General features: G+C 65.0%; 19 protein-coding genes and 3 pseudogenes. 20 read left to right on the forward strand and 2 right to left on the reverse strand.

Annotation, left to right across the window (positions count from 1 at the left end; all coding sequences use genetic code 11):
* Window positions 1–41: 41 nt before the first annotated feature.
* Window positions 42–1,135: pseudogene (locus IPP98_15455) on the reverse strand (IS3 family transposase).
* An 874-nt stretch (window positions 1,136–2,009) separates the two neighbouring features.
* Between IPP98_15455 and IPP98_15460 the strand changes: the two are divergent.
* The 7 genes and pseudogenes from IPP98_15460 to IPP98_15490 all read left to right on the forward strand — a co-directional run bounded on the left by IPP98_15460 (window position 2,010) and on the right by IPP98_15490 (window position 10,907).
* Window positions 2,010–2,640, forward strand: a pseudogene (locus IPP98_15460) (hypothetical protein).
* 96 nt (window positions 2,641–2,736) lie between these two features.
* A pseudogene (locus IPP98_15465) lies at window positions 2,737–3,844 on the forward strand (site-specific DNA-methyltransferase).
* Between the two features lie 1,495 nt (window positions 3,845–5,339).
* Entirely contained in the window at window positions 5,340–5,663 is a 324-nt protein-coding gene (locus IPP98_15470; GenBank protein ID MBL0180491.1) for a hypothetical protein, read from the forward strand.
* A 179-nt stretch (window positions 5,664–5,842) separates the two neighbouring features.
* Window positions 5,843–6,343 (forward strand): hypothetical protein, encoded by a 501-nt coding sequence (locus IPP98_15475; protein MBL0180492.1) that lies wholly within the window; start codon window positions 5,843–5,845, stop codon window positions 6,341–6,343.
* Window positions 6,344–6,910: 567 nt separating this feature from the next.
* A complete protein-coding gene (locus IPP98_15480) occupies window positions 6,911–7,768 on the forward strand; it encodes a hypothetical protein (protein ID MBL0180493.1) in 858 nt (285 codons plus the stop codon).
* On the forward strand, window positions 7,705–8,151 hold the full coding sequence (locus IPP98_15485) for a hypothetical protein (GenBank protein ID MBL0180494.1): 447 nt from the start codon (window positions 7,705–7,707) through the stop codon (window positions 8,149–8,151). The genes IPP98_15480 and IPP98_15485 overlap by 64 nt, the downstream gene beginning before the upstream one ends.
* 233 nt (window positions 8,152–8,384) lie before the next feature.
* Window positions 8,385–10,907, forward strand: a complete 2,523-nt coding sequence (locus IPP98_15490; protein MBL0180495.1) for a carbohydrate binding family 9 domain-containing protein — start codon at window positions 8,385–8,387, stop codon at window positions 10,905–10,907.
* A 159-nt stretch (window positions 10,908–11,066) separates the two neighbouring features.
* Here IPP98_15490 and IPP98_15495 read toward each other — a convergent pair whose 3' ends face one another.
* The gene (locus IPP98_15495) at window positions 11,067–11,450 is read right to left on the reverse strand and encodes a hypothetical protein (protein ID MBL0180496.1); all 384 of its coding nucleotides are present in this window, start codon (window positions 11,448–11,450) and stop codon (window positions 11,067–11,069) included.
* A gap of 710 nt (window positions 11,451–12,160) precedes the next feature.
* Here IPP98_15495 and IPP98_15500 point away from each other — a divergent pair.
* From IPP98_15500 to IPP98_15560, 13 genes are all read left to right on the forward strand, one after another.
* Window positions 12,161–12,748 carry a hypothetical protein gene (locus IPP98_15500; protein ID MBL0180497.1) on the forward strand — a complete coding sequence of 196 codons (588 nt, stop codon included), beginning with the start codon at window positions 12,161–12,163 and terminating at the stop codon, window positions 12,746–12,748.
* Between the two features lie 174 nt (window positions 12,749–12,922).
* Entirely contained in the window at window positions 12,923–13,336 is a 414-nt protein-coding gene (locus tag IPP98_15505; GenBank protein ID MBL0180498.1) for a PH domain-containing protein, read from the forward strand.
* Window positions 13,337–13,688: 352 nt separating this feature from the next.
* Complete coding sequence (locus IPP98_15510; protein ID MBL0180499.1) at window positions 13,689–13,964, forward strand: hypothetical protein; 276 nt, start codon at window positions 13,689–13,691, stop codon at window positions 13,962–13,964.
* A 57-nt stretch (window positions 13,965–14,021) separates the two neighbouring features.
* Window positions 14,022–15,077 (forward strand): hypothetical protein, encoded by a 1,056-nt coding sequence (locus IPP98_15515; GenBank protein MBL0180500.1) that lies wholly within the window; start codon window positions 14,022–14,024, stop codon window positions 15,075–15,077.
* A 37-nt stretch (window positions 15,078–15,114) separates the two neighbouring features.
* Window positions 15,115–16,260: a hypothetical protein gene (locus IPP98_15520; GenBank protein MBL0180501.1), complete on the forward strand. Its 1,146-nt coding sequence runs from the start codon at window positions 15,115–15,117 to the stop codon at window positions 16,258–16,260.
* Between the two features lie 105 nt (window positions 16,261–16,365).
* Window positions 16,366–17,520 carry a hypothetical protein gene (locus IPP98_15525; protein MBL0180502.1) on the forward strand — a complete coding sequence of 385 codons (1,155 nt, stop codon included), beginning with the start codon at window positions 16,366–16,368 and terminating at the stop codon, window positions 17,518–17,520.
* Window positions 17,521–17,621: 101 nt separating this feature from the next.
* On the forward strand, window positions 17,622–18,014 hold the full coding sequence (locus IPP98_15530) for a hypothetical protein (GenBank protein MBL0180503.1): 393 nt from the start codon (window positions 17,622–17,624) through the stop codon (window positions 18,012–18,014).
* Window positions 18,015–18,397: 383 nt separating this feature from the next.
* Window positions 18,398–18,901, forward strand: coding sequence for a hypothetical protein (locus IPP98_15535; protein ID MBL0180504.1), 504 nt, complete (start codon window positions 18,398–18,400; stop codon window positions 18,899–18,901).
* Window positions 18,902–19,447: 546 nt separating this feature from the next.
* On the forward strand, window positions 19,448–19,888 hold the full coding sequence (locus IPP98_15540; protein MBL0180505.1) for a hypothetical protein: 441 nt from the start codon (window positions 19,448–19,450) through the stop codon (window positions 19,886–19,888).
* 60 nt (window positions 19,889–19,948) lie between these two features.
* A complete protein-coding gene (locus IPP98_15545; GenBank protein ID MBL0180506.1) occupies window positions 19,949–20,257 on the forward strand; it encodes a hypothetical protein in 309 nt (102 codons plus the stop codon).
* Entirely contained in the window at window positions 20,254–20,445 is a 192-nt protein-coding gene (locus tag IPP98_15550) for a hypothetical protein (protein MBL0180507.1), read from the forward strand. Before IPP98_15545 ends, IPP98_15550 begins: the two co-directional genes overlap by 4 nt.
* A 45-nt stretch (window positions 20,446–20,490) precedes the next feature.
* A complete protein-coding gene (locus IPP98_15555; GenBank protein MBL0180508.1) occupies window positions 20,491–20,889 on the forward strand; it encodes a Gmad2 immunoglobulin-like domain-containing protein in 399 nt (132 codons plus the stop codon).
* A gap of 72 nt (window positions 20,890–20,961) precedes the next feature.
* Window positions 20,962–21,966, forward strand: a complete 1,005-nt coding sequence (locus IPP98_15560) for a hypothetical protein (GenBank protein ID MBL0180509.1) — start codon at window positions 20,962–20,964, stop codon at window positions 21,964–21,966.
* Window positions 21,967–21,978 lie beyond the last annotated feature (12 nt).

Below are 21,978 nucleotides of genomic sequence, written 5' to 3' on the forward strand. Positions count from 1 at the left end.
CGTAGGCTTACCCGTCAAGGATACAGTCCCAAGCTAGACTCTCAGGCCGCTTCCGATCTCGGCAAAAAGGTCCGCGGCGGCACTCGGCCGAGACTGCGATGGGGCCGCGCGGTGTTGTAGAGCTCCAGCCAGTCCTCGGTCACCTGCCGCACCTCCGCCAGCGACGTGAAGACCCAGGCATCGAGGACTTCGTGGCGGTACGTCTTGTTGAAGCGTTCGATGAAAGCGTTCTGGTTCGGCTTGCCCGGCTGGATGTGATGGAGCACGACGCCATGCTGCTCACACCACCGCACGAGGGCCTGCGCGATAAACTCCGGCCCGTTGTCGCACCGCAGCATCGCCGGCGCGCCGTGCATCGCCACCAACTGTTCCAGCACCTGCACCACGCGCACGCTCGGCAGCGACGTACTGATCTCGATCGCCAGCGCCTCTCGATTGCCTTCGTCCAGCACATTCAGGGTCCGGTAGCAGCGCCCGTCGTAGAGCGTGTCGCCCATGAAGTCGAGCGCCCAGGTCCGGTTCAGCACTGCTGGAGCCTCCAGCGCCAAGCGCGGCCGCGTCAGCACCCGCTTCTTCCCCCGGCGCGGCAGATTCAGCCGGAGCGCGCAGTACACGCGATGCACGCGCTTCCAGTTCCACCCGTGGCCTTGGGCGCGCAGCGTGTCGAAGCAGTGCCAGAAGCCCCATTTGCTCTGCGCCGTGACGAGCGCCGTGAGCGCGTCGATGATCGGCGTGTCAGCGGCCGAGCGGTCCTGGGCTGGGCGATACCACGCCGTCCGCGAGCATCCAGCGATCCGACAGGCCCGCACCACCGACAGGGTGTGCTCCTGCACCAGCATCGCCGCGACGACCCGTCGCGCAGACGGCCCTACAGTTTTCGGTTGAGCACATCCTTGATCGCGGCGTTCTCGAGGGCCAGCTCCGCGTACATCCGCTTCAGCCGGGCGTTCTCCTGCTCGAGCTCCTTCAGGCGGCGCAGCTCTGGCACCGAGGTCCCGCCGTACTTCGACTTCCAGGCGAAATAGGTCGGGCGACTGATGCCGTGCTTGCGGAGCAGCTCGGCCACCGGCATCCCGGCCTCGGCTTCCTGCAGCACCGCGACGATCTGGGCCTCGGAGAACTTCGACTTCCTCATATCCCCTCCTTCGGGCGAGAAAGTCTAACTTACTGTGTATCCGCTGAGGGTAAGCCTGCAGAATTTACTCTAGTTTTTGAACTGCCCAAGTTTTTGGGGGGAGACGTCAACTGGGTCCGCCGCCGGCGTAACACTGAGAAGCCCCGGATGGGGCAGGTGGCGGGGGTGGTGCCACACAGGCGGGGGGGTGGCTGTAGCTTCCTTGTAGGGTTCTTGGACAGGCGGATCTGAGGGATAATTGTAGTTAGGATGACGACCTACAATCACGACAGAAGATTTTTGGTGGTCGATTGCGACGCGGAGTCCGTCGCGGTGGCACGCAGGGTGGGATCGGTGCCCGGTGCGCCGCGCAGGAAGCGCTTCTCGAGGGCGGGGCCGCACGACGCTCCGCGGGATGGCCGACAGCGGCCGACCGATTGCCCAAGCCGGCTTGCCCGGTAGCCGCTGCGGCCTCCCGCCTTCCCTGCTCCGTCGAGGCAGCTGCCCCACGGCCCCGCGCAGGAGGTGCTGGCCCAGGCGCAGCGCACCCGTCTCGCATCGATAACCGCAGTGCCCCACGACCACCGTGCACGGTCTGCATCCTAACAAGCGTTTGCTGCGGGCGTGGCCATGGCGGTGCGGCCGCCGCCAAAGGCTCTACCTTTGAGGTACGCGGCGGCCGCACCTGGCCTCGCCGCAGAAACGCACGCCGTTAGACGGCCAATGGGCGAGCCCATCTCGCAACCCAGAGTCGCCCCTGATCGGCAGTATCGGCGAGGGCTCAAGCGCCGTCCTACACCAGAACAGGCAAGCTAGATTGTGCGAACTAGCTTCCAGCGCCAACACGAAATGCTCGAATTCCTGGTCACGCCATGCCACCAGCTTCTGGGGTCTCATGCCCGACAAGACATTTGGGGACTACCAATCCGATGGTCATCTCTGGGTTACCCTCGCCAGCGGCGAGTACTATCCCGACATCCTCCCTTTGGCCTGCAGAGCTCTACAAACCGGTTTTGGTTTCGTTTGGGTTGTTGGTAAAGTCGGCCCATTCTTCGACGGATCTGCTGACCAGCATCGCTGAAGAATCCGATGGCTGGATGCGAATCCAATTGTCGAGAGTATTTCGAAAATACGTGAGCCCAGAGACACCGGTTGAGATGCTGAAGAAGAAGAGCTCCATTCCTGTTCCCAGATTACCCAAGCCGGACCGCCCGGCCGATTTTGTGATCTTCGATGGTGATACTCCGATCGCTGTGGGCCTCGCGCGATACGACTCCGACCGCGGTGGCGCTCAGGAGGACGATCGCACAGGCCAATACCGTGACTGCGCCCAAGAGGTTCTCGGGTACGCCGCGAAGCACGGATTGAAAACAAAGGTCATCTTTGTCAATGATGGTCCTGGGCTACTACTCGGTTCGATGTGGCGCGACTATTCCACGCTTGAGTCGATGTGGTCCGGTAAGGTCAAGGTTGTAACGCTACGCATGCTCGAAGAGCGCATTTCGCACGATTGGTTGTTGTCCTAACTGAGGTGATCGCAGGTGGCTACTGGTGTCCCGAAGTCACGTCGTTCAACGCTCGGGGGAGAACCCCGCGAGCACGTCACGCGTACAAACGCGTCCATTGAGCTCACCTATGCCGGCAAAGCCCCAGCGGAGGAAGTGCTCAAAACGGAGGCTGGAGACTTTCAGCTTCAGGCTGGTGCCCCCTCGTCGAGAAACCGGCTTTACTTCGCCGACAACCTTCGCGCACTCGCGCACCTGAGAGATGATCCGGCCATCGCAGGCAAGGTGAATCTCATTTACATCGACCCCCCATACGCAACGGGGACCGTTTTCCATTCGCGCTCGCAGACGCACGCGTATGAAGACACCCTCGGTGGCGCCGCTTTTGTGGAGTTCCTCCGCCAACGACTGATCCTACTGCGTGACCTGCTCGCAGACGACGGATCCATCTATGTCCACCTTGACTCAAAGATGGTTTGCGAAATCAAGCTTGTGATGGATGAGATCTTCGGTCCAGCGCAGTTTCGCAATCTCATTAGCCGCAAGAAGTGCAATCGAAGAACTACACGACAAAGTCGTTCGGCAACATATCTGATTACATCCTGTTCTACACGAAGGGCACGAAGTACACGTGGCAACGGCCGGTCGAGGCCTGGACTCCAGGTCGTGCCAAAGAGTATCGCTATGTGGAGCCCGAGACGGGGCGAGCCTTCATGAAGGTCCCAGTTCACGCCCCGGGCGTCCGCAACGGTGAAACAGGAGGTGAGTGGCGTGGGATGCTGCCACCTCCCGGCAAGCACTGGCGAGTATCGGCCGAGTACGCTCGATGAAATGGATGCACGCGGGGGAAATCGCATGGTCGCCGAGCGGCAACCCGCGCCGGAAGGTCTACCTTGACGAAGCGCCGGCGTACCCGTTCAGGATATCTCTGGCCCGACTTCAGGATGCGCACAACCAGATGATCTGCATTAAGAGGGTATCCGACAGAGAAGAATTCAGACCCTATCAGGCGAATCATTCTGGCCTCATCAGATAGAGGGCGACCTTGTGCTCGGACTGCTTCGCAGCGTCCGGCACCACGTTGGTCTGCGCCGAAGAACTCGGGAGACGCTGGATAGGAGTCGACAGCAGCCCAGAAGCTGTGCGTGTCATGAGCTCGCGGTTCCGCGGTGGATCAACCCGTATGGGAGACTTCACCTCCACAGAAATGGGATACAAGAGGTAGAATCGCCTACTGGCAGCCCGCTCTCGAGCTATTCGGTCCGGAAGGTGACGACTCCCTCAGCGAGGAGCCCCTCGCGGCTCCCCAGATCACTGACTACTCGCTTTGGGTGCAGCGAGAGCTTGTCAGCGAGTTGCCAGAAGCAGTGGGCGAGAGCGTTGTGAGTAAATGATGCAGCTAGTCCGGCTTGCCGTCATGGCGGGTACGCACATGCGAATATGCTCTTCCTCTTGCCTACTTTCTCGTGTCCCAGAAGCGCGATCCAAGCTCGAGCGGTCATTGCGCACGGCAATCGCCAACGAATCCACTGCCACTCGCCCGGTTGTCGTCTAACAAGCGTTTGCTGCGGTCGGGGCCTGACGCCTCGGCCCGCGCGCTGTACGCTTCTTGAGGTACGCGCGGGCCTCGGCAGGCCCCGCCGCAGAAACGCACGCCGTTCGGCAGACTCGACTTGGGGGTAACCGAATGTTCGGCTTAGGTCGAATCAGTGCTCCTAGGTTTCTGCTTGTGGCTGGAGTAATCGTGGCCATGCAAGAGCTTCGTGCGCTCACTGGACACACGGCTCAGAGCGTGGGAAGCGCATTCGGCGTGGCCACCTAATCTCATTGCAGCAATCGGCTTCGTTCATCTTTCTGCCTTTCGAGTTGCGCGTTCACTGGCGGCGCTGTGGATGCATCGCGTTGGCCCTCAGGTTGTGAGCTGGCCCAGGGCGCGGGCTTATCCCGGCTCATTCCCAGTGTGACCCCATTAACGACCTCCTCGCTTCCATATGCGGGGCAGGGTGTTGCGTACGCACTGGGTGCTGCGGGCACGGCGTATTCGCGGGTCGAGTGACCGCAGGGAATAGCGCCTAACGAGCGTTTAGCGGTCGGGACCTGACGCCTCTCGGCCCATGCGCTGTAGACTCATTGAGGCACGCGCGGGCCTCGGCAGGCCTCGCCGCAGGAACGCACGCCGTTAGGCAGATGTGCAGTGGCCCCGTCGGAGGCGGAGTGTGCGATGGCTCGATTGGTCGAGCGGCCGTGCGCTCCCGGACCGTGGCAACAGCTGTCCGTCACGTTCCCCTTCTGGGACTCTCACCACCAAGCAAGGGAGGCACTGTGGACATCGAAAGTGTGATCCGGTTCTATGCCTTCTTGGCTGTTGCTGCAGTGGCATCGTCAGGTGCGTTCGCGCTGGCCTGGATGAATGGGCGCCGACGGATCCGTGGGCTGGAAGCGCAATCGAAGATCGAACCGCGAGGCCCGACTCGCCCACGAGGTTGAAGACTTGCGGGCGGGTCTCTGACCAAGTCTCGGAGCAGATGGCCCGCCTCGCCGACGGGCAAGCGTTTCTCGCACGGGCGGTGACGGAGCGTCGCTCCGACCTGACGCACCGGCGTGATGACTCTCGCAAGTGTCGCGGACCCCTCACTAGTCGACACACCTGTCATACCAGCGTTTGTTGCGGCCGTGGCCCAACCTCTCCACCCACATCATCCCCCCGACAAGGCGGCCTGATGCATCACTTTGCCCTCTCAGTTGCGCTCCTCGCCCTGGCCTGTGGCCCCCTGACGGCCCAGAGCCCGGCCGACACGCCCCGCGCCCTGTTCAAGGCCCTGCTCGACCTCGAGCCCGACCCGGCACGGGGCGCCACCGTCACCAACCTGGTCCTCACCCGGGGCACCGGGACGATCACGCTGGAGAGCGGCACCCCTCTCGCTCGCCAGGCCGGTGGGCCGGTGAGCCGCGTGGTCGGCGCGATGTTCGTGGGCACGGGATCGTTCCGGTTCACCGCACCCACCGCCATCGAGCGCGGCCAGCTCGACCCGGCTGGTCGGTGACTCCACCGTCAGTGCCAAGATCAAGCGCGTCTTCTTCCTCTTCACCGACTCGACCCGCGCCGAGCTGGAGCGGAGCGTGAAGTTCGGGCCGCAGGTGCCGGCCCCGGCTGCTGCGCGGCTCGCCAACGACGCCCTGGCGTACATCAAGCCGCCGGAGGACGGGCTTCGGCCCCGAGTTGATGCTGCCGCTCCTCAACAGCTCGGCCGGCGCCTTCTACGCCCACATCGACCGGGATGGCGGAAACCCGGTGATGCTGCAGATCGATCCCTTCAGCACCGAGCCGGTCCGACTCCTCACCAAGGCGCGCCGCGTGGGATGGCTGCGCACCACCGAGAGTGCCGCCCAGTTCGGCCCGGCGCCGGTGCCGACCGATGGATCGGACGTGAAGGCACCCTACGCCGCGCCCGAGTACCGCATCGACGCGACCATCGCCCGGACCGGCATGGGCGAGGCGCGCTTCTCCGCCATCACCACCATGCGGATCACCGCCAGCGAGGCGGTCGGTCCCTGGCTGCCGTTCTATCTCGCGCCCATCACGGTCGACTCGGCCCTCCTCCCCGACGGCCGAGCGTTGGCGCTCCAGAAGGCGAAGGACGGCACGCTGCTCTGGCTCGGCCTCCGGCGCCACTCCCGGCTGGTGGCTCCACCACCGTCCGACTGGTGTATGGCGGGGACCTGATCGATCGCTACGGCGACTTCTTCTTCCTCAAGTCCTCGTCGGTCTGGTACCCGCGGCCCCTCGAGAGTCGGCAGCGCGCCAACTTCGACCTGACCTTTCACACCCCCGAGTCCTACCGCTTCGCCTCCGTCGGGCTGCTCAAGGATTCCACGGTCGCCAACAAGGCGCTGACCACGCACTGGGTCAGCGACGGCCCGATCCGCAACGTCTCGTTCAACCTCGGCTTCTTCGAGGACCACCTCGTCGCCAGCAACGGGAAGCGCCCCGAGATCGTCGTCCTCCACTCCGACCAGGCGCTGCGGTCGTTCGGGATGCGCTCGATGGCGAAGGCCAAGGAATCGGTGGGCCAGGACGTCTCCCAGGCGGCAGAGTTCTTCACGGCCGTGTTCGGAGAGACGGACCATAAGCGATTGTATGCGACGATCATCCCCTACGGGCATGGGGAGGCCTTTCCCGGCCTGATCCACCTGAGCTACTCCACTTTTGCGGATGACGAAGGCGCGAACGGCGACTTCAACCAGTTCTTCCGCGCCCACGAAGTAGCACACCAGTGGTGGGGGGATTGGCGTGGACTTCGCCAGCTACCGGGACCAGTGGCTGAGCGAAGGCTTTTCCAATTTCTCGGGGCTCTGGTACACGCAGATCGCACTGAAGAAGAGCAAGTACTACTTCGATCAACTCGATCTCTGGAAGACCGACCTGCGCGCACGGCAGGGTGAGGTTGGCCCGGTCGGCCTGGGCTATCGGACCGCGACGGCGTCCGACGGCTCGGAGTACGGCCTGGTGGTGTACCAGAAGGGCGCGTGGGCGCTGCACATGCTTCGGATCCTGATGCTCGACCTCCGCACCATGAAGGAGGAGAAGTTCGAGGCCACGATGCGCGACTATTTCCAGACCTACAAGGGGCGCGCCGCTTCGACTGACGACTTCCGGCGGATCGCCGAGCAGCATGCAGGGAGCCCCCTCGACTGGTTCTTCGATCAGTGGCTCACCACGACCGCGATCCCCGAGTACCGGGTGGCATGGACTGCCGCTCCGGGAGAGGCTGGGAAGTACGTGGTCAAGCTCCGGGTGAAGCAGCAGAACGTGTCGGAGACGTTCCTGGCGTACGTTCCAATCAAGCTCGAGCTGGAGGGCGGGGGGGTGGCGAGGCTCCGGGTGAAGGTGCAGGGGCCGCTCACCGAGATCTCCCCTGCCACCGATGCCGGCGAAGCCGACGTCGCTGCTGTTCAACGACCTGTCAGGTGTGCTGGCGGACGTCCGCATGGAGAAGTGGTAGGGCGAGTCGCCATACCTGAAAGCGCGAGGGGGTTTCCTTGGACGGTTTCAATTTCACCGACCGTGTCCGGCATGGACTCCAGTTGGCCCGTGAGGAGGCAGGCCTCCTCGGCCACGAGTACGTCGGCCCCGAACACCTGCTGCTAGGTCTGCTCCGCGTCGGCGGCCGCGGCCTGGCGGCGCTCGAGGCCCTCCCGGTCTCCATTCCGGACCTTCGTGCCAACCTGCTGGCAGGGCTGACGCCTGGTCGAAGCGTCATCGCCGACCCCGAGTTGCCCTACACCTCGCGCGCCAAGAAGTCGTTGGAACTCGCGATGGTCGAGGCCCGTGAACTCGGGTATACCTACATCGGCACCGAGCACCTCCTCCTCGGGCTGCTCCGCGAAGAGAAGGGGATCGCCGCGCGAACGCTGCTCGCGGCCGGCGTCACGCCTGCGATACTTCGGGCTGAGGTCGTCCGCTCGCGCGGGAGCTCGGCGGACGCAACCCCGGCGGCGCAGCGTCGGCGCGATCTGGTGCCGTCGCGGTGACCGTGGTGCTCGAGCATGCTGATGGTCGAATGGTCGCCGCCAAGTTTGCCGATCGGGCAGCGCGATCAGCTACCTGGCTGGGTCCGCCGAGGGCTGACATCGGTCACTCTTGCCCCCCGTGACCACTGCCCACATCCTTGGGAAGCCCACGCGAAGCATGCCATTCACCTGTTGAGCGGGATCTGACCATCCATCCAGCCATCACGCGATCCGCCCTGGTCGCCATCCTGACGATGGCGCCGGCGCACGCGCTCGTCGCACAGTCGCCGCCCAAGTCCACCCGCGCATCGCGACTCACGGGGCAGGCACCACAGATCGATGGCCTGCTCGACGATGCCGCCTGGGCCAGCGCGACGGTCATTTCGGATTTCGTGCAGCGGGACCCCGACGAGGGGAAGGCGCCGAGCGTGGGGACCCAGGTCCGTATCCTCTATGACGACGACGCGCTCTACATCGCGGCGCGGATGCACCGGCCGGACGCCCACGCGATTCGCCGTTCGATCAGTCGGCGCGACTCCGAGAGCGACGCCGAAGTCTTCACGGTGTCGCTCGACCCGTACCACGACCGCCAGACCGGGTACTCCTTCTCGGTCAACTCCGGCGGCGTGCGTGGCGACTGGTACCACCCGCAGGACCAGGAGGGTGGGCGCGAAGCGCAGTTCGAGCCGGTCTGGAGCGCCCACGCTCGCGTGGACGACCAGGGGTGGTCGGCTGAGATGCGGATCCCGTTTTCACAGTTGCGGTTCAACCCGGGGGACAACCAGATCTGGGGGCTGCAGCTCACGCGGAACATGCCCGACAAGAACGAGAAGGACAGCTGGGTCCTGATCCCCCGCAATGTGGCAGGGTTCTTCTCGAAGTTCGGGCAGCTCGAGGGGATCAGCGGGATTCCCGTGGCACGGCGCCTGGAGCTGCTCCCCTACGTCACCGGCGGGCTGACCTATCGCGCCAATGTGAACCCCCGGAATCCCTTCGAGGAGAAGGCATCCGGCCGCGTGGGGGGCGATCTCAAGATGGGGCTGGGTCCCAACCTGACCCTGAATGCCACCGTGCTCCCCGACTTCGGTCAGGTTGAGGCCGATCCCGCGGACGTCAATCTCTCCGCCTTCGAGACCGTGTTCACCGAAAGGCGACCGTTCTTCACCGAAGGGGCGGAGGCGCTCACCGGGCTCGCGCAGAACTTCATCAACCGGCCAGTCTATTTCTACAGTCGCCGCATCGGCGCACCGCCGCGAGGAACGATCAGCGGCGACTTCGTCGATCAGCCGAGCAACACCACCATTCTCTCGGCCGCGAAGGTCACCGGGCGGCTCACATCGGGGCTCTCGATCGGCATGCTCGCGGCAGTGACACCGTCGGAACAGGCCCGCTCCTACGATTCCCTCCCCGAGCGCTCCGATGCCGTCGCCGTCGAACCGGCGAGTGCGTTTGCCGTGGTACGGATGCAGCAGGACTTCGGGAAGCAGCAGTCGAACGTGGGGTTCAATCTCACCCACGCGCATCATTTCGTCGACGAACGCGGTGGCCTGCAGGACATTCTCGCTCGCGACGCCATCAGCGGCGGCCTCGACTTCAAGCTCCGGACCCAGCAAGGGAAGTACGAGCTCACGGGCTTCGTCGGGGGCAGCTACGTCGCCGGTGATTCGACGGCCATTGCGCGGTTGCAGCGCGGCAGCGCGCACTTCTTCCAGCGGCCGGACCAGGATCACATCCGGTACGCCACGGGTCGCACCTCGCTCAGTGGCTATACCGCCTCGCTCCGTCACGACAAGAACGCGGGCTATTCATTCTGGGGCATCCAGCTGCTCGCCCGCTCACCCGGCTTCGAGATCAACGATCTCGGGCGGATGCAGACGGCCGACGACATCGATTTCAACGCGGATTTCGGCGTACGCAATTCCAAGCCGAAGAAGGCATACCGCTTCTACATGCTCAATCTGGCCACGCGGGCGGGATGGAACTTCGGCGGTGTGCGCCAGTATTCCAACCTCGGCCTCAGCTCCAACCTCACCTTCAACAACTTCACGCGGGCCTCCCTCAACCTCTCCTACAACCTCCGCTCCACGAGCGATGTGCTCACCCGCGGCGGTCCGCTGATGGGAACCCCCAACTCGTGGAGTATCACGAGCGGCTTCAACAGCCGCCCGAACATTCCGGTGACCTGGAGCGTCAACCTTGGCCACACCGACGACGAACTCGGTGGCTGGTCGTGGACCGCGCGCTCGACGTTGTCGGTGCGGCCCGGCGCGCGCTGGCAGGCGTCCGTCGACCCGACCTACACGCGCTCCATGGACACCCGGCAGTACGTCACCACCAGGAGCGGCGGCCCGGCGGCGACCTTCGGCAGCCGCTACGCCTTCGCGACCGTCGAGCGGAGCCAACTCTCGGCGCGGTTCCGGCTCAACTACGCCATCACGGCCAACTTCACCGTCGAGGCGTACGCCGAGCCCTTCGCGGCGAGCGGCAAGTACTCGACGTTTGGCGAGCTCGCTGCACCAAGGAGCCGACTGCTTCGGGAGTATGGTGCGGCAGGATCCGGGACGGGGATTGTCCGCAATCCGGACAGTTCGTATACCGTGACGGATGGCGCGCAGAGCTTCGCCCTCCCGAATCTCGATTTCAACCGACTCTCCTTCCGCTCAAACCTGGTGCTTCGCTGGGAGTGGCAACCGGGGAGCACGGCGTATGTCATCTGGCAGAACAACCGTCAGCAGTTCACCCCTACGGCACGGTGGTCAGTGCGGGGCGGCTTTTGATGCGATCGGCGCGGACGGAGACAACTTCCTGGCGCTGAAGGTGAGTTACTGGCTTGGGGTGAAGTAGCGAAGCCACACGGTGGCCGCGATGGGCCCCGCCGGAGAACCGCACGCCGTCAGGGTGCAATCACGAGGTATCCAATGAGCACTTCCCGACGCCTACGCGCGGTTTTCCAGCTCGCCCTGATCTCCGCGGCCTGCTGGGGTCTCGTTGGAGTGATCCTCAACCTGATTGGGGCCATTGCCATTGGCCGGGATCTGGGCTCTTGGTCCCCGATGCCGGTCTTCGGCCTCTTCGGCTTCTATGGCTTGATCGCCGGGGCGGCGTTCGGTGTCGTCCTTGGCCTGTGGCGACCCGATCCCAATGGCGCTGAACTCCGGGCACGACGTGCCATCGGATTCGGCGGAATCGGCGGCGTGCTCGTCTTTCTCCTCGTGGCGGTTGTTGCCAGGCGATCGATGCCCGGAATCTCGATCGGCGACCTGGCAAGTGGTGCGGCGCTGTTTTCCGTCATTGGCGGTGTGACAGGACTTGGTATCCAACGGGTCGCGAGACGCGGGGCGCTACCGGCCGGCACTGACACCCCAAAGTCGATTGCGCCCTAACAGGCGTTTGCTGCGGTAAGGGCCGGACGCCTCGGCTCACGCCCCGTAGCTTTGCGAACGCACGCGCGGGCCGCGGCAGGCCCCGCCGCAGCAACGCACGCCGTTGGGGCAACTGAGGGTTTCTCGAACACGCGGACGATGATGCATCCTATCAAATGGCCTGCGACGGCGGTGGTCTTGGTGTTCGGGCTCTCAGCGTGCCGGGACCAAGAGGTGCTGAGTACCGAGCTTGCAAACGCGAGAATGGTTCCCATCGTGTGGGACACCTCTGCGTCGGCCGCTGCCAACGATTCACTGCAGGCTCCAGCAAGCACCTGTGCCCTTCGGTTGCGGGACTCTCTGACAGGCACGGAATACCAGATCCAGCGGCTCTCAAAAACGCGAACAAATCCGGGCGCTCCAGCAGGGACGGCCCCTGTCTGGGCGCAGCGCGGAGACTATGGAAGATCCTGCCTGAGCCGAACAAGGGCTCGCCGACCGCATACGTTCGCATTGAGTGTGGGACATGGAAGGTGGAGGGGCTTGTCCCAGCTAAGCGACGTGCGGCGACGCCCTAGGCCGGTGTGCAACCTGGTAGATGGTTGACTCCGTCATCCGGCTCCATGGTTGACACTCCGAGTTACTCCCTCCCGCCCAGAGACCACTGAATGTCCCGCTCCTCAAGTATCCGGCTCAGCCTCGCCACCCTCTGCCTCGCGGCGAGCCTTCCAGTCGCGCTGCCGGCGCAGGGCCCCAAACTGAGTGTTTGGCCGGTGGCACAACTGGACCCGATCGGGCTGGCGGGGAACAGCCGTTCCCCCGCGATGTACGGCGGGCAGTTGCTGCTGCTCTACCACCCGACGGACGCGCAGTGGCGCTACGGGGTCAGCCTGAGCGCCTCCGGCGCATCGACTCGCTCCGGGCCGGATCGCTTTTCCAGTACGTCGGCGGGTCTTGGCCTCGAGGCGCGCCGCCTGCTGGGGTCACCTGGCGTCCGCCCCTATCTGGTTGGCACGGCCGCGATCGCCAACCTCCGAGTCGACGAACCCTATGAGATCGGTGGAGGGCTCACCCTCTTCGGCGGGAGCGATGCGACGAGCGCGATCCTTGGGACGGGCGTCGGGGTCGAGGCCGAGCATGGCCGATTCCGGCTCTTCGCCGATGTGCAGTATCACTGGCGCAGCAACGCCATTTACGGCCGTTCCGCCCTCCCGCTCCGCCTCGGCATGCGCCTCGGCAGGGATGCGGCACCCTGAGCCGGGAGCGCCTCCGCGGACTGGGTGGCGGGGGTGGGCCCTCACCGGTGGCCGGGTGGCAGTAGCTTCAATGGAAGGGGGGGCAGTCCGGGGCATTTGTGGTTGCATGGCCAGCATGGAGATACCGTGAACGAACCAGGAATGCGTTTCCCCTCGAAAGTCGATAAATGGCTGGTGGCACTCGTTGCCCCCGCGCTCCTCGTCGGCCCGGTATCGCTGATTGCCCTCGGACAGACCGGCTCCATCGGTGCGATCCTCTTCACAGTGGCGGTGAGCGTTGTTGTTGCAGCGCCGATCGTCTGGATCTTCACCGCCACCGCGTATTTCGTGACCGACACCGAGCTCATCGTCCGCTCCGGTCCTTTGCGGATCGTGGTGAAGCTCCAGGCCATCGAGCGCATCCGCTCCACCGCCACGCTGCTCTCCTCGCCGGCGCTCTCGTTGGATCGACTCGAAGTCCAATACGCCAAGCGCAAAGCGGTGGTCATTTCACCCGCGGACAAGGCAGGCTTCGTGACGGCGATCCAGCGCCGCGTTCCGGGTGTTGTCGTGGAGCTCAAGACAGCGGGTCGAAGTTCGGCCACCTAGCCGCTGTCTGCTGCGGTGGGGGCCCGACGACTCGATCCGCCCGCTGTAGCTTCACGAGGGCACTCGCGGGCCTCGACGGGCCCCGCCTCGGAACCACAACCCTGTGGGCCCCAACAGGAGCATCATCTCCGTGCTGCATCTCGGTCCCCTCGTGGCGAGTCTCGTGTTGTGCGTCCCCCTCGGACTCGCGAGCTTCGCGCTGGCGGAACGGTGGCTGGGCAGGCGGCGCAATGCGGCGCAGCGCTGCGCGCGCTGCGACGGGCCACTCTATGCGCCCGGTACCCGTCAGGGACCTTCGTTGCTTGAGGGCCTTCAAGTGTGCGGGCCGTGCAGCACCAGGAGTCGGCAACGGTTGCAGCGCGCGCTTCTCCTCGCAGGGGTCCTCGCCATCCTGTCGGTCGGCGCTGGTGTCGTGCTCGCGATCTCGGAAGGCGGCGTGTGGTGGGCAGCTCCGCTGGCGGCGGCCGTTGAAGGCGCACTGTTGTATGGCGGGACGCTCGCCGTGATGAAGCGACTTAACCGGAAGCGGGCAGCTGAACTCGCAGCGAACGGTGAGATGTGGCCGGGGGTGGAAGCGGGAAGCGGTCGGACGAGTGTTCCACCGATCCGCGGCAGTGTCGCGCCCTAGGTAGCTTGGCCGCCGAACCGCACGCCGATCGATCACCATTCGACGGGGGAGAATCCCATGATCCGGCTTCGCCACCCCGTCAGCCTCGTCCTCGCCCTGGCGCTCTCGTCCTGTACCAGGAGTGCTCCGAAAGTTGATCAAGTGTCCCACCGGCTGGTGGTGGACACGGTGGCGAGCGCCGATGATGGCGTGTTCTTCCGGCCGGCCGATATGGTGATGCTACCCTCTGCGCAACTTGCCGTTCTTGAGTACACCCCCTCGTCGATCATCGTGATTGACCCATCCACCGGCGCCCTCGTGCGTCGAATCGGGGAACCGGGGAAGGGGCCAGGCCAGTTGCTCACCCCGCTGGGCCTTCAACTGGTCGGTGACACGTTGGTCACCCTGAACGTCGGGAATGGCCGCATCGAGCGCTTCCTCAGCGAAGGAAAGAGCCTTGGCTCGAGCCCGGCTCCAGATGGGATTGCGCTGGGGCGATTCGTCCTCAATCCCGACGGTGGCATCCTGGCACCGACCGCAGGCGCTGAGGGGACGCTCCTCCGCGTTCTGACTCCGTCAGGAGCGGTGGCGCATACCATTGGTCAGCCCGTTGTGGCATTCAACCGCGAGTACGACTTGGGGGCGTTCCGCCAGTTGGCCGCACAGGCCAAAGTGCCGCCCTACTACGCCAATGATGTCCTGGCCGCGATGACCGCTGATTCCCTATTCTGGCTGGCCTTTGCGTCTGTTCCGGAACTCGCCGTCTACGAACGCGGTGGCCAAAGGAAGGCAGTAGTGCGATTGCCAGATTCTGCCGCTGCTCCCATACTCGACGAGTATCGACGCCGGAACCAGGAGGAATCGCAGACTCCCCGGTTTCACCCGTTGCTCTACTTCGCTGACGTGCGAGTTGTCGGCAACATGGCGTGGGCTCTGCTCAAGAGCCCTCCCGATGTGGATGCGCGAGTCCTCGTCGCTGATTCCAGTGGGAGGGTGGTCGCTGATCTGGTTTTTGCAGGAGCAAAGGACGTCTGGCGGATTGCCCCCGATCTGTCGCGGGGGAAGATCTATCTCAGCTCAGCACCGGCCTCCGAGATCTACAGCGCCACGTTGCCGAAGGCGCTGGTCAGGTAGCAGCTAGCTCGCGAGCGTGGTTTCCTAGGAGGAAAATGTGAAGCGCTTTGTGTCGTCCGGCGGCCGTCTCCTGCTCGCCATGCTCTGCTTTGGAGTGATGGGACTCTCGGCACAATCACTCGCTTGCCGGGAAGGCCCCAAGACATCCGGCCCGGAGACTGTCGGCCGGCTTGAGCCGTGGCCCGCGCTTTCAGAGGAGCTCTTCATCGGCCCGGATGCCCGCTCCACGCTTCTCGCGGATGGCAGCGTCGTGCTCGTTGATCGCGCGAAGAACGACTTGATCCGCATCGATCGGACATCGGGACGAATCACACGACTGGCGCGCCAGGGCGAAGGCCCCGGCGAGATCAAGGGCGTGATTGCCGTGCTGTCGGGCCCGGGCGACACAATCGCGGTGATCGATCTCGGCAATCACCGAATCATGCGGTGGACCCGGTCGGGTAAGCCGGTATCGTCACAGCCATACAAGTTTCTTCCGATCCCAACCGCACATTGGCAGCTTGGACCTGAGCTTGTCGAGGTTGCGCGCTCCTTGGGGGCACGCGGCAAGGCCGAGGCCACGGAGATGAGCTTTCGACTTCTCCGAGCCGACAGCACCGTGGTCCTCCGTAGCTTGAAGCTGCCGGACCCGCCGAGCGAGATCGGGATCTTTTCCCAGACCGGCATTTCTGCACCGCTCGGTGTCGCCCGGATCATGCTGGCCACCGGAGCCTCCCCCGACATCACGGTCGCCGAGCTTCGCGGAGGCCAGGACCGGATCGTCCACCTCGGGATTGGCGAGCCGGTCCGGACGAACCAGGCCATGGCGACCCGCCTGGTAACCCTCGCGTCCACGCAGCTTCCTGAGGCAAGCCGCGAGGCAACGGTGTCGGGGATGCTGCAGATGGTGCCGATCAACCCGACCTATCCGCTCTTCAGTCGGGTCGTGGCCGGCTCGGGAGGGACGATCTGGGTCCAGCGCACGTTCAGTGGCACGGATCCGGGGCCGAAGGATCCCCCCGTCACCTTCTCGATGAATGACCTGAGCGGATACCGATGGGAGCAGTTCAGCGCCACGGGAGCACGGATGGCGGAATGTCTCATGCCGCAGGACTGGAGAGTCCTGGGGGTCGGCGCCGGGTGGGTACTGTTTGCGAAGGATGATGCTGACAACATGCGGCTCTTCACCTGGCACCCGAAGTAGCCTTGCCCCATTCACTGTAGCCCTACGAACGAAGGCGCTGGTTTGCGTAGGCACCGCCTCGAGGAGCGCACGATCCTCGAGCGACTCGATTCCCCCGGAGCCACAGTGACCTCTCCCCGCTGGTTCATCTCGTTCGCCGGCCTCATGGTGCTCGCTGCCTGCAGCGACCGCGCACCGAGTGCCACCCCACTGCCGACGTGGACCCTTCGGGAGGAATGGCGCGTGGGTGGCGAGGCCGAGGGGCCGCATTCCTTCGATGCCAACTTCGGTGTGGCGATGCTCCCTGGCGACACCCTCATTCACTTTGACTACCAGGACCAGCGATTTCACCTCCTCGATCGTAACGGACAGCCGGTGCGCAGTTTCGGCCGGAAGGGCACTGGCCCGGGTGAACTCGCCGATGCGAACGGCTTCGTCGTGACCCAATCCGGGCTCATCATCGCGCACGATCGCGGCACCCACCGACTCAGCCGCTTCGATGCCGCCGGGCGTGCCCTCGGCTCTGTCGTGGTGCCGAGCGAGTACAGGCCGGGCGTGCGCTGGGACGCGCAAACGCTCGATGATGGTCGGCTTCTGGAGCGGTACGCCACGATCGTCGACTCGCTCGGCACCGGGGTGTGGTTCGACCGCGCCCGGCTCTGGGCCACGGATCTCGCCTCGTCGGAGGAGGTGAAGCGCGACTCCTGCATGGTGTCGCACCGGCCGGCGGGTGGACAGACCAACATCGCCACCATGACGGGCCCCAACGCCGCGATTGGGCTCCTCCCCCTTCCGTTCTCCGGCCCTTGGTTCGCGACAGCGGTCGACCCGGCAGGGTTCATCTGGGCGCAATCCGCTCGTGGCAGCTCGGTGCTGAAGAAGTTTCCGATTGGCCAGTGCGCGCCAGTCGCGCAGCTGACCTTGTCGGCGGAGACCCCCGCGATCCCGGCCCCGGTTCGCGACTCTGCCAGGGCGGCATTGGCCCGCTTCCCAGCTGCTGCCGGCGGCGCCTTGCCGAAGGACCTCGTGCTCCCGGATCGCTTTCCACCGTTCTTCACCCTGCATGTGGACGATCGGCACCGCCTCTGGGTCCAACGCTTCGGACCAGGCGGGGAGCAGGTGATGGAAGTCTTCGACTCCGCCGGAGTAGCGGTCGCACGCGTGGACAATTTTCCGCTCAATGCGCGCGGGCCGCTGCTGTTCCAGCAGGGAAGGGTCTACGGCTTCGTCGCGGACGAGTCAGGCGTCAAGCACCTGGTCGCTCTGGCGATTCAGCAGTAGCGTCGGGGGCGAGGTCTAGCCGGCGGTTGCAGCGTTCCCCGGCTGGAGCGCACTTGGCGGTCGGCCATAACCAGTATGCGGTACCACGTCTGGGAGGAACCATGACTACGTTGAAGTTCATCTCCGCGAGTCTCCTGGTTGCGCTGTGCGCCGCGTGCACCGACTCGCCCACTGGGAGCCCGGGCCGGTCGGTGTTCATCGTTGTCCCGGAACAGGTCGCGGTCCGCTCCGGGGCGAGTGCGCAGCTGGTAAACCACAGCGGCGGCCCGATCCATGTCGGAGCCATCTCGTGCGGCGTGCAGACCGACCGACAAACAGACGCCGGGTGGACTGAGGTCCCACGCCGCGGGAGCGACTGCCCTCAGCCGGACTTCCTCCTGGCGAATGGGACAGCCTACACCTTCGTCTTCTCGACCCCGACCACCAGCGGCAACTTTCGTTTGCGCCTTGGCGCTGACGACCCGGTGATTTCCAACAAGTTTGCCGTGCGGTAGACCCCGGACCTTGGTGGTCTGGACAGCCAACGCTTCCCGCTGGCCCGACCTCGCCTGCCGGATTCCGAGCTCTGCTCACAACACTGGCGTCATTCGCCGTCCCGCCCACACTACAGCCCCACGACTGCCGCCCCTCGCCGACCACCGGAAAGCCCCCCGGGTGGCTTCGGTGGTGGCGGTGGTGCCTCACGGGCGGGCAGGTGGCTATAGCTTCCTTGGAGTCGCCGGGAAGGGATCTTCCGCAGGGCTGTCCTCGCTGTATGCTGCCTGCACCTCTGGGGCTGCAGTCGCTCGGCTCGCCTTGCCGTAGAAGCACACGGCCGCAGGCTGCGCTAGGTGGATCCGAATCTCACTCCCCCGTCCCCGTAATCGCGGAGCTTGCAATGCGCGCATTGAGCCTGATCGTCACCCTCGCCTTCCTTGCCGCACCGGCGCACGCACAACGGGCCGAGCCCGCGCTGCAGCCGCAGATGCGCTCGACATCGTTCCTGGCCGGGGTCGGCAATGCCATGGGGTGGTTGGGGGTCCAAGGCGAGAAGTACCTCGGCAGTGGCCGGATGTCTCTCTTCGGGGGCCTCGGCTACACCCCGTCGGTCATTGAGGGCGATGCCAACGGCGTCACGGTCGCGGTCGGTGTGCGTGGGTATACCGCCGGTGTCAGGCACCGTGGCTTCCTCGAGCTCAGCGTGGCGCAGATCGAGGTCGAGCAGAGCTGCTTTGCGCACTGTCGTCGTCCCTACGGACCGGGCCTTCAGGCCGGCTACCAGTACGTCGCCAACGGCGGCTTCACGGCGTCGCTCTCCGGTGGGGTGGGCTACGCCCCAAACGGGTCCGGCAACGCCGCGGGATTGATGGGTCTTGGCTTTGGATACACGTGGCGTCGATGAGCTGCCCTCCATCGGCCGCCTGAGCAGCCTAACCCGCGTCCGTTGCTGTCAGCGCGTGACGCCTCGGGATCGCGCAAGGCAACACATTGGAGTCAGCATGCGTAAGAGCCTCGTTCTCTTTGCCCTCCTCGCCGCCATGCCGAATGCACTCCGACCCACCATGTCGGCACAGGCCGCAGATTCGAGTTATCTGAGTCTCGTCCGGCGACTGGTGAGTGATTCGTTGCGAAGCGCAGGCAGCAGACAGGGGGAACAGTTCTTTGCCGGCGATTCCGCCACGCGTGCGCTCCTGAAGGCGAGCGGCGTCATTGGCGCGAGCATGGACCCGCCACCTCCAGTGCTGAACTGTCCCGATATTCGCCTCACGGGTGCCGAGGCGTCGCCGGTTGGATACCAGGTCGTCGTGCGGGGGGCTCCCGGTGCTGATTCCGTCCGGAAGTGGGTAGAAGTCACCGTGAGCTGCAGCTATCCTCACCGTGCGCCGTTCAGCGGACGTTTCAGTTTCTTTCAGTCGTGCAGGTGGGAGCTGCGGCGGACGACAGGCGGATGGACGATCGCAGGGAGGGAGTCGTGCAGGATCACCTGATCGCGGTGGTTGGCATCGCCGGGGTCGTGTTGTTCGCGCTGTACCTGCTCACTCTCGGCGGTGGGGCGATCATCTACCCCGAGACCACGAAGCGATTTCTTGGCGGCTTCGCGACGTCGCAACGGACGCACTTTACCGAACTCGCGCTGCGCGTCGTGGCGGGTGCCTCGCTCGTGTCGAGCGCACCACGGATGGCGTTTGGCCAGGGGATCGCGCTCTTCGGTTGGATGCTCGTTGTCACATCCCTTGCCCTGGCGATGATTCCCTGGCGACTCCACCATCGCTTCGCGGCGTGGGCCGTCCCACAGGCCACACAACACATGACGCTGGTCGGTATCGTATCCATCGTCGGTGGGCTGGCTGTGCTGGCGGCGCTGCTCCTTCCGCGCATCGCCGGCTAACACGCGGCAGCTGAACGCGCCGTGATGTACCATTCTGCGTCAGTCTCCTCGGAGGTTCAGATGGACCCGCAACTCAGCGGCGTCGCGATCGGCCTCCTGTTCGGGGCCGCCAAGGTTGGCCTCATCGCCACAGTGGGTTTCGCGATCGCCTGGTGGAGAGGGCGGAGAAGGGTCGCCGAATTGGAAGCCGCCCGGTCCGATCCGGACCTCATCGAGGAGCGATTGGCGGCGCTCGAACGCACGGCGGACTACACGGCGACCCAGCTCGAACGCCTCCTCGAAGGCCAAGCCACGCTGCTTCGGCAATTGCCCGCGCCCCAACCACGAGCGACAACAGACGCCGCGACCCCCACAAGGTCTGCGTCATGAAGCCCCGACACCTGGCAGATATCGCCCTGCTCACCCTCGCTGCACAGTTTGGCGCGCAGAGCCCCAAGCCGCCAATCATCGAGCTGCGCATCGCGGCGACGAAGGACCATGTGTGGGACAGGTGGCGTGATGGCCTCCTCGAGGTGAACACCGGGACCCGCGGGCCTTCGCAGCTCCCGCCACAGTAGATGCCTGAGAGTCTTGCGGGCCCAAGTGCTGGAGATCTATCTCTGATGAACAGACTACCCCTGCTCCTGGCGCTTCTCCTCTTGGGTTGCAACCGCGAAGCCGCCCGCGAGCCCGCCGCGATACCGGATCTCATCGAGCTCCGGACGCCGCTGCCCAATGCGATTGTCCAGACCCCCCTCACCCTTGAAGGCAGGGCCCGGGGGCCTTGGTTCTTCGAGGCGTCATTTCCCGTCCACCTCCTCGATGCGGACGGCGACACCCTCGCCGTGATGCCCGCACACGCCGACGGGGAATGGATGACCGAAGCATTCGTGCCGTTCAAGGTCACCCTCACCTTCACACCGCCTGCCTCGCAAACGGGAACCCTGATCCTGGCCAAGGACAACCCGTCGGGCCTGCCCGAGCATGCGGCCGAACTCCGGGTTCCGATTCGGTTTCGCTAACCGTACCGACTCGAGGCGTCGCAGGAACGCGCGACGCCAGACGTCGTTCTTGAACCCCCGGAACCCCACCCAATGCTCGCACTCCTCCTGACCCTCATCGCCGCGTCGCCGCCTGCCTGCGGCACACCCGATCGGCAGCGAGACGTCCGCCCGCACAACTACGTCTTCTTTGGGCAGGAGCGAGGCCGCATCGCCGACACCGCCTTCCTGTCGAACCCGAACATCGTCGGCGCCCAACTCAAATACACCTGGCGCGAGCTCGAGCCCGCCCAGGGGCGCTATGACTTCCGCGCCATCCGCCACGATCTCGCCTTCCTCAAGCGCCACGACAAGCGGCTCTTCCTGCAGCTGCAGGACGTCTCGTTCAGCAAGACGCCGGTGACCCCGGACTACCTCCGCACCGACCCCGCCTACCACGGCGGCATCGCCGCCAAGTACGAGGCCGACGCCGACGGCCGGACACAATTCGCCGGCGCGGTCGCCAGGCGGTGGGACCCCGCGGTCCGCGATCGCTACGCGCATCTCCTGACGGCACTGGCCAAGGAGTTCGACGGCGCCGTCGAGGGGATCGTCATGCCGGAGACATCGATCGGCTTCGAGGACCCAGCACGGCAACCCGCCGGCTACTCCCCCGCGTCCTACGCCGCCGGCATCCGTGAGATGCTCTCTTCGGCGCGCGGCGCGTTCCAACGGTCCTGCGTTATCATTTATGCCAACTTCATGCCCGGTGACTCGCTCTCGAATGACGGTCGCGACTTCCTCCGAAGCGTGCATGCCCACGCGGCAACGATCGGCGCCGGGGTCGGCGGGCCGGACATTCTCCCCTACCGTCCCTGGCAGCGGATCAACAGCCTCGGCCTGATCGAGAAGCGCCCCCCAGGGGTGATCGCCGCGATGGCGGTGCAGGACGGGAACCTCGCCGACCGAGACCGCGACACCGGGCAGCAGATCACCGTCCCCGAACTCTACGCCTTCGCCACGACCCGCCTGCGGCTCAACTACATCTTCTGGGGTACCGAAGAGCCGTATTTCACCTCGGCCGTGCTCCCGTTCCTTCGCGCGCTCACGAGTCGGTAAACGCAGTCCACC

Source organism: Gemmatimonadota bacterium (assembly GCA_016720805.1).
GTDB lineage: Bacteria > Gemmatimonadota > Gemmatimonadetes > Gemmatimonadales > GWC2-71-9 > Palsa-1233.

Coding starts and splice junctions, on each gene's coding strand:
- IPP98_15470 (MBL0180491.1), top strand. CDS start 5,340: ATGCATCACTTTGCCCTCTCAGTTGCGCTCCTCGCCCTGGCCTGTGGC.
- IPP98_15475 (MBL0180492.1), top strand. CDS start 5,843: ATGCTGCCGCTCCTCAACAGCTCGGCCGGCGCCTTCTACGCCCACATC.
- IPP98_15490 (MBL0180495.1), top strand. CDS start 8,385: ATGGCGCCGGCGCACGCGCTCGTCGCACAGTCGCCGCCCAAGTCCACC.
- IPP98_15500 (MBL0180497.1), top strand. CDS start 12,161: ATGTCCCGCTCCTCAAGTATCCGGCTCAGCCTCGCCACCCTCTGCCTC.
- IPP98_15515 (MBL0180500.1), top strand. CDS start 14,022: ATGATCCGGCTTCGCCACCCCGTCAGCCTCGTCCTCGCCCTGGCGCTC.
- IPP98_15530 (MBL0180503.1), top strand. CDS start 17,622: ATGACTACGTTGAAGTTCATCTCCGCGAGTCTCCTGGTTGCGCTGTGC.
- IPP98_15535 (MBL0180504.1), top strand. CDS start 18,398: ATGCGCGCATTGAGCCTGATCGTCACCCTCGCCTTCCTTGCCGCACCG.
- IPP98_15540 (MBL0180505.1), top strand. CDS start 19,448: ATGGACGATCGCAGGGAGGGAGTCGTGCAGGATCACCTGATCGCGGTG.
- IPP98_15545 (MBL0180506.1), top strand. CDS start 19,949: ATGGACCCGCAACTCAGCGGCGTCGCGATCGGCCTCCTGTTCGGGGCC.
- IPP98_15550 (MBL0180507.1), top strand. CDS start 20,254: ATGAAGCCCCGACACCTGGCAGATATCGCCCTGCTCACCCTCGCTGCA.
- IPP98_15555 (MBL0180508.1), top strand. CDS start 20,491: ATGAACAGACTACCCCTGCTCCTGGCGCTTCTCCTCTTGGGTTGCAAC.
- IPP98_15560 (MBL0180509.1), top strand. CDS start 20,962: ATGCTCGCACTCCTCCTGACCCTCATCGCCGCGTCGCCGCCTGCCTGC.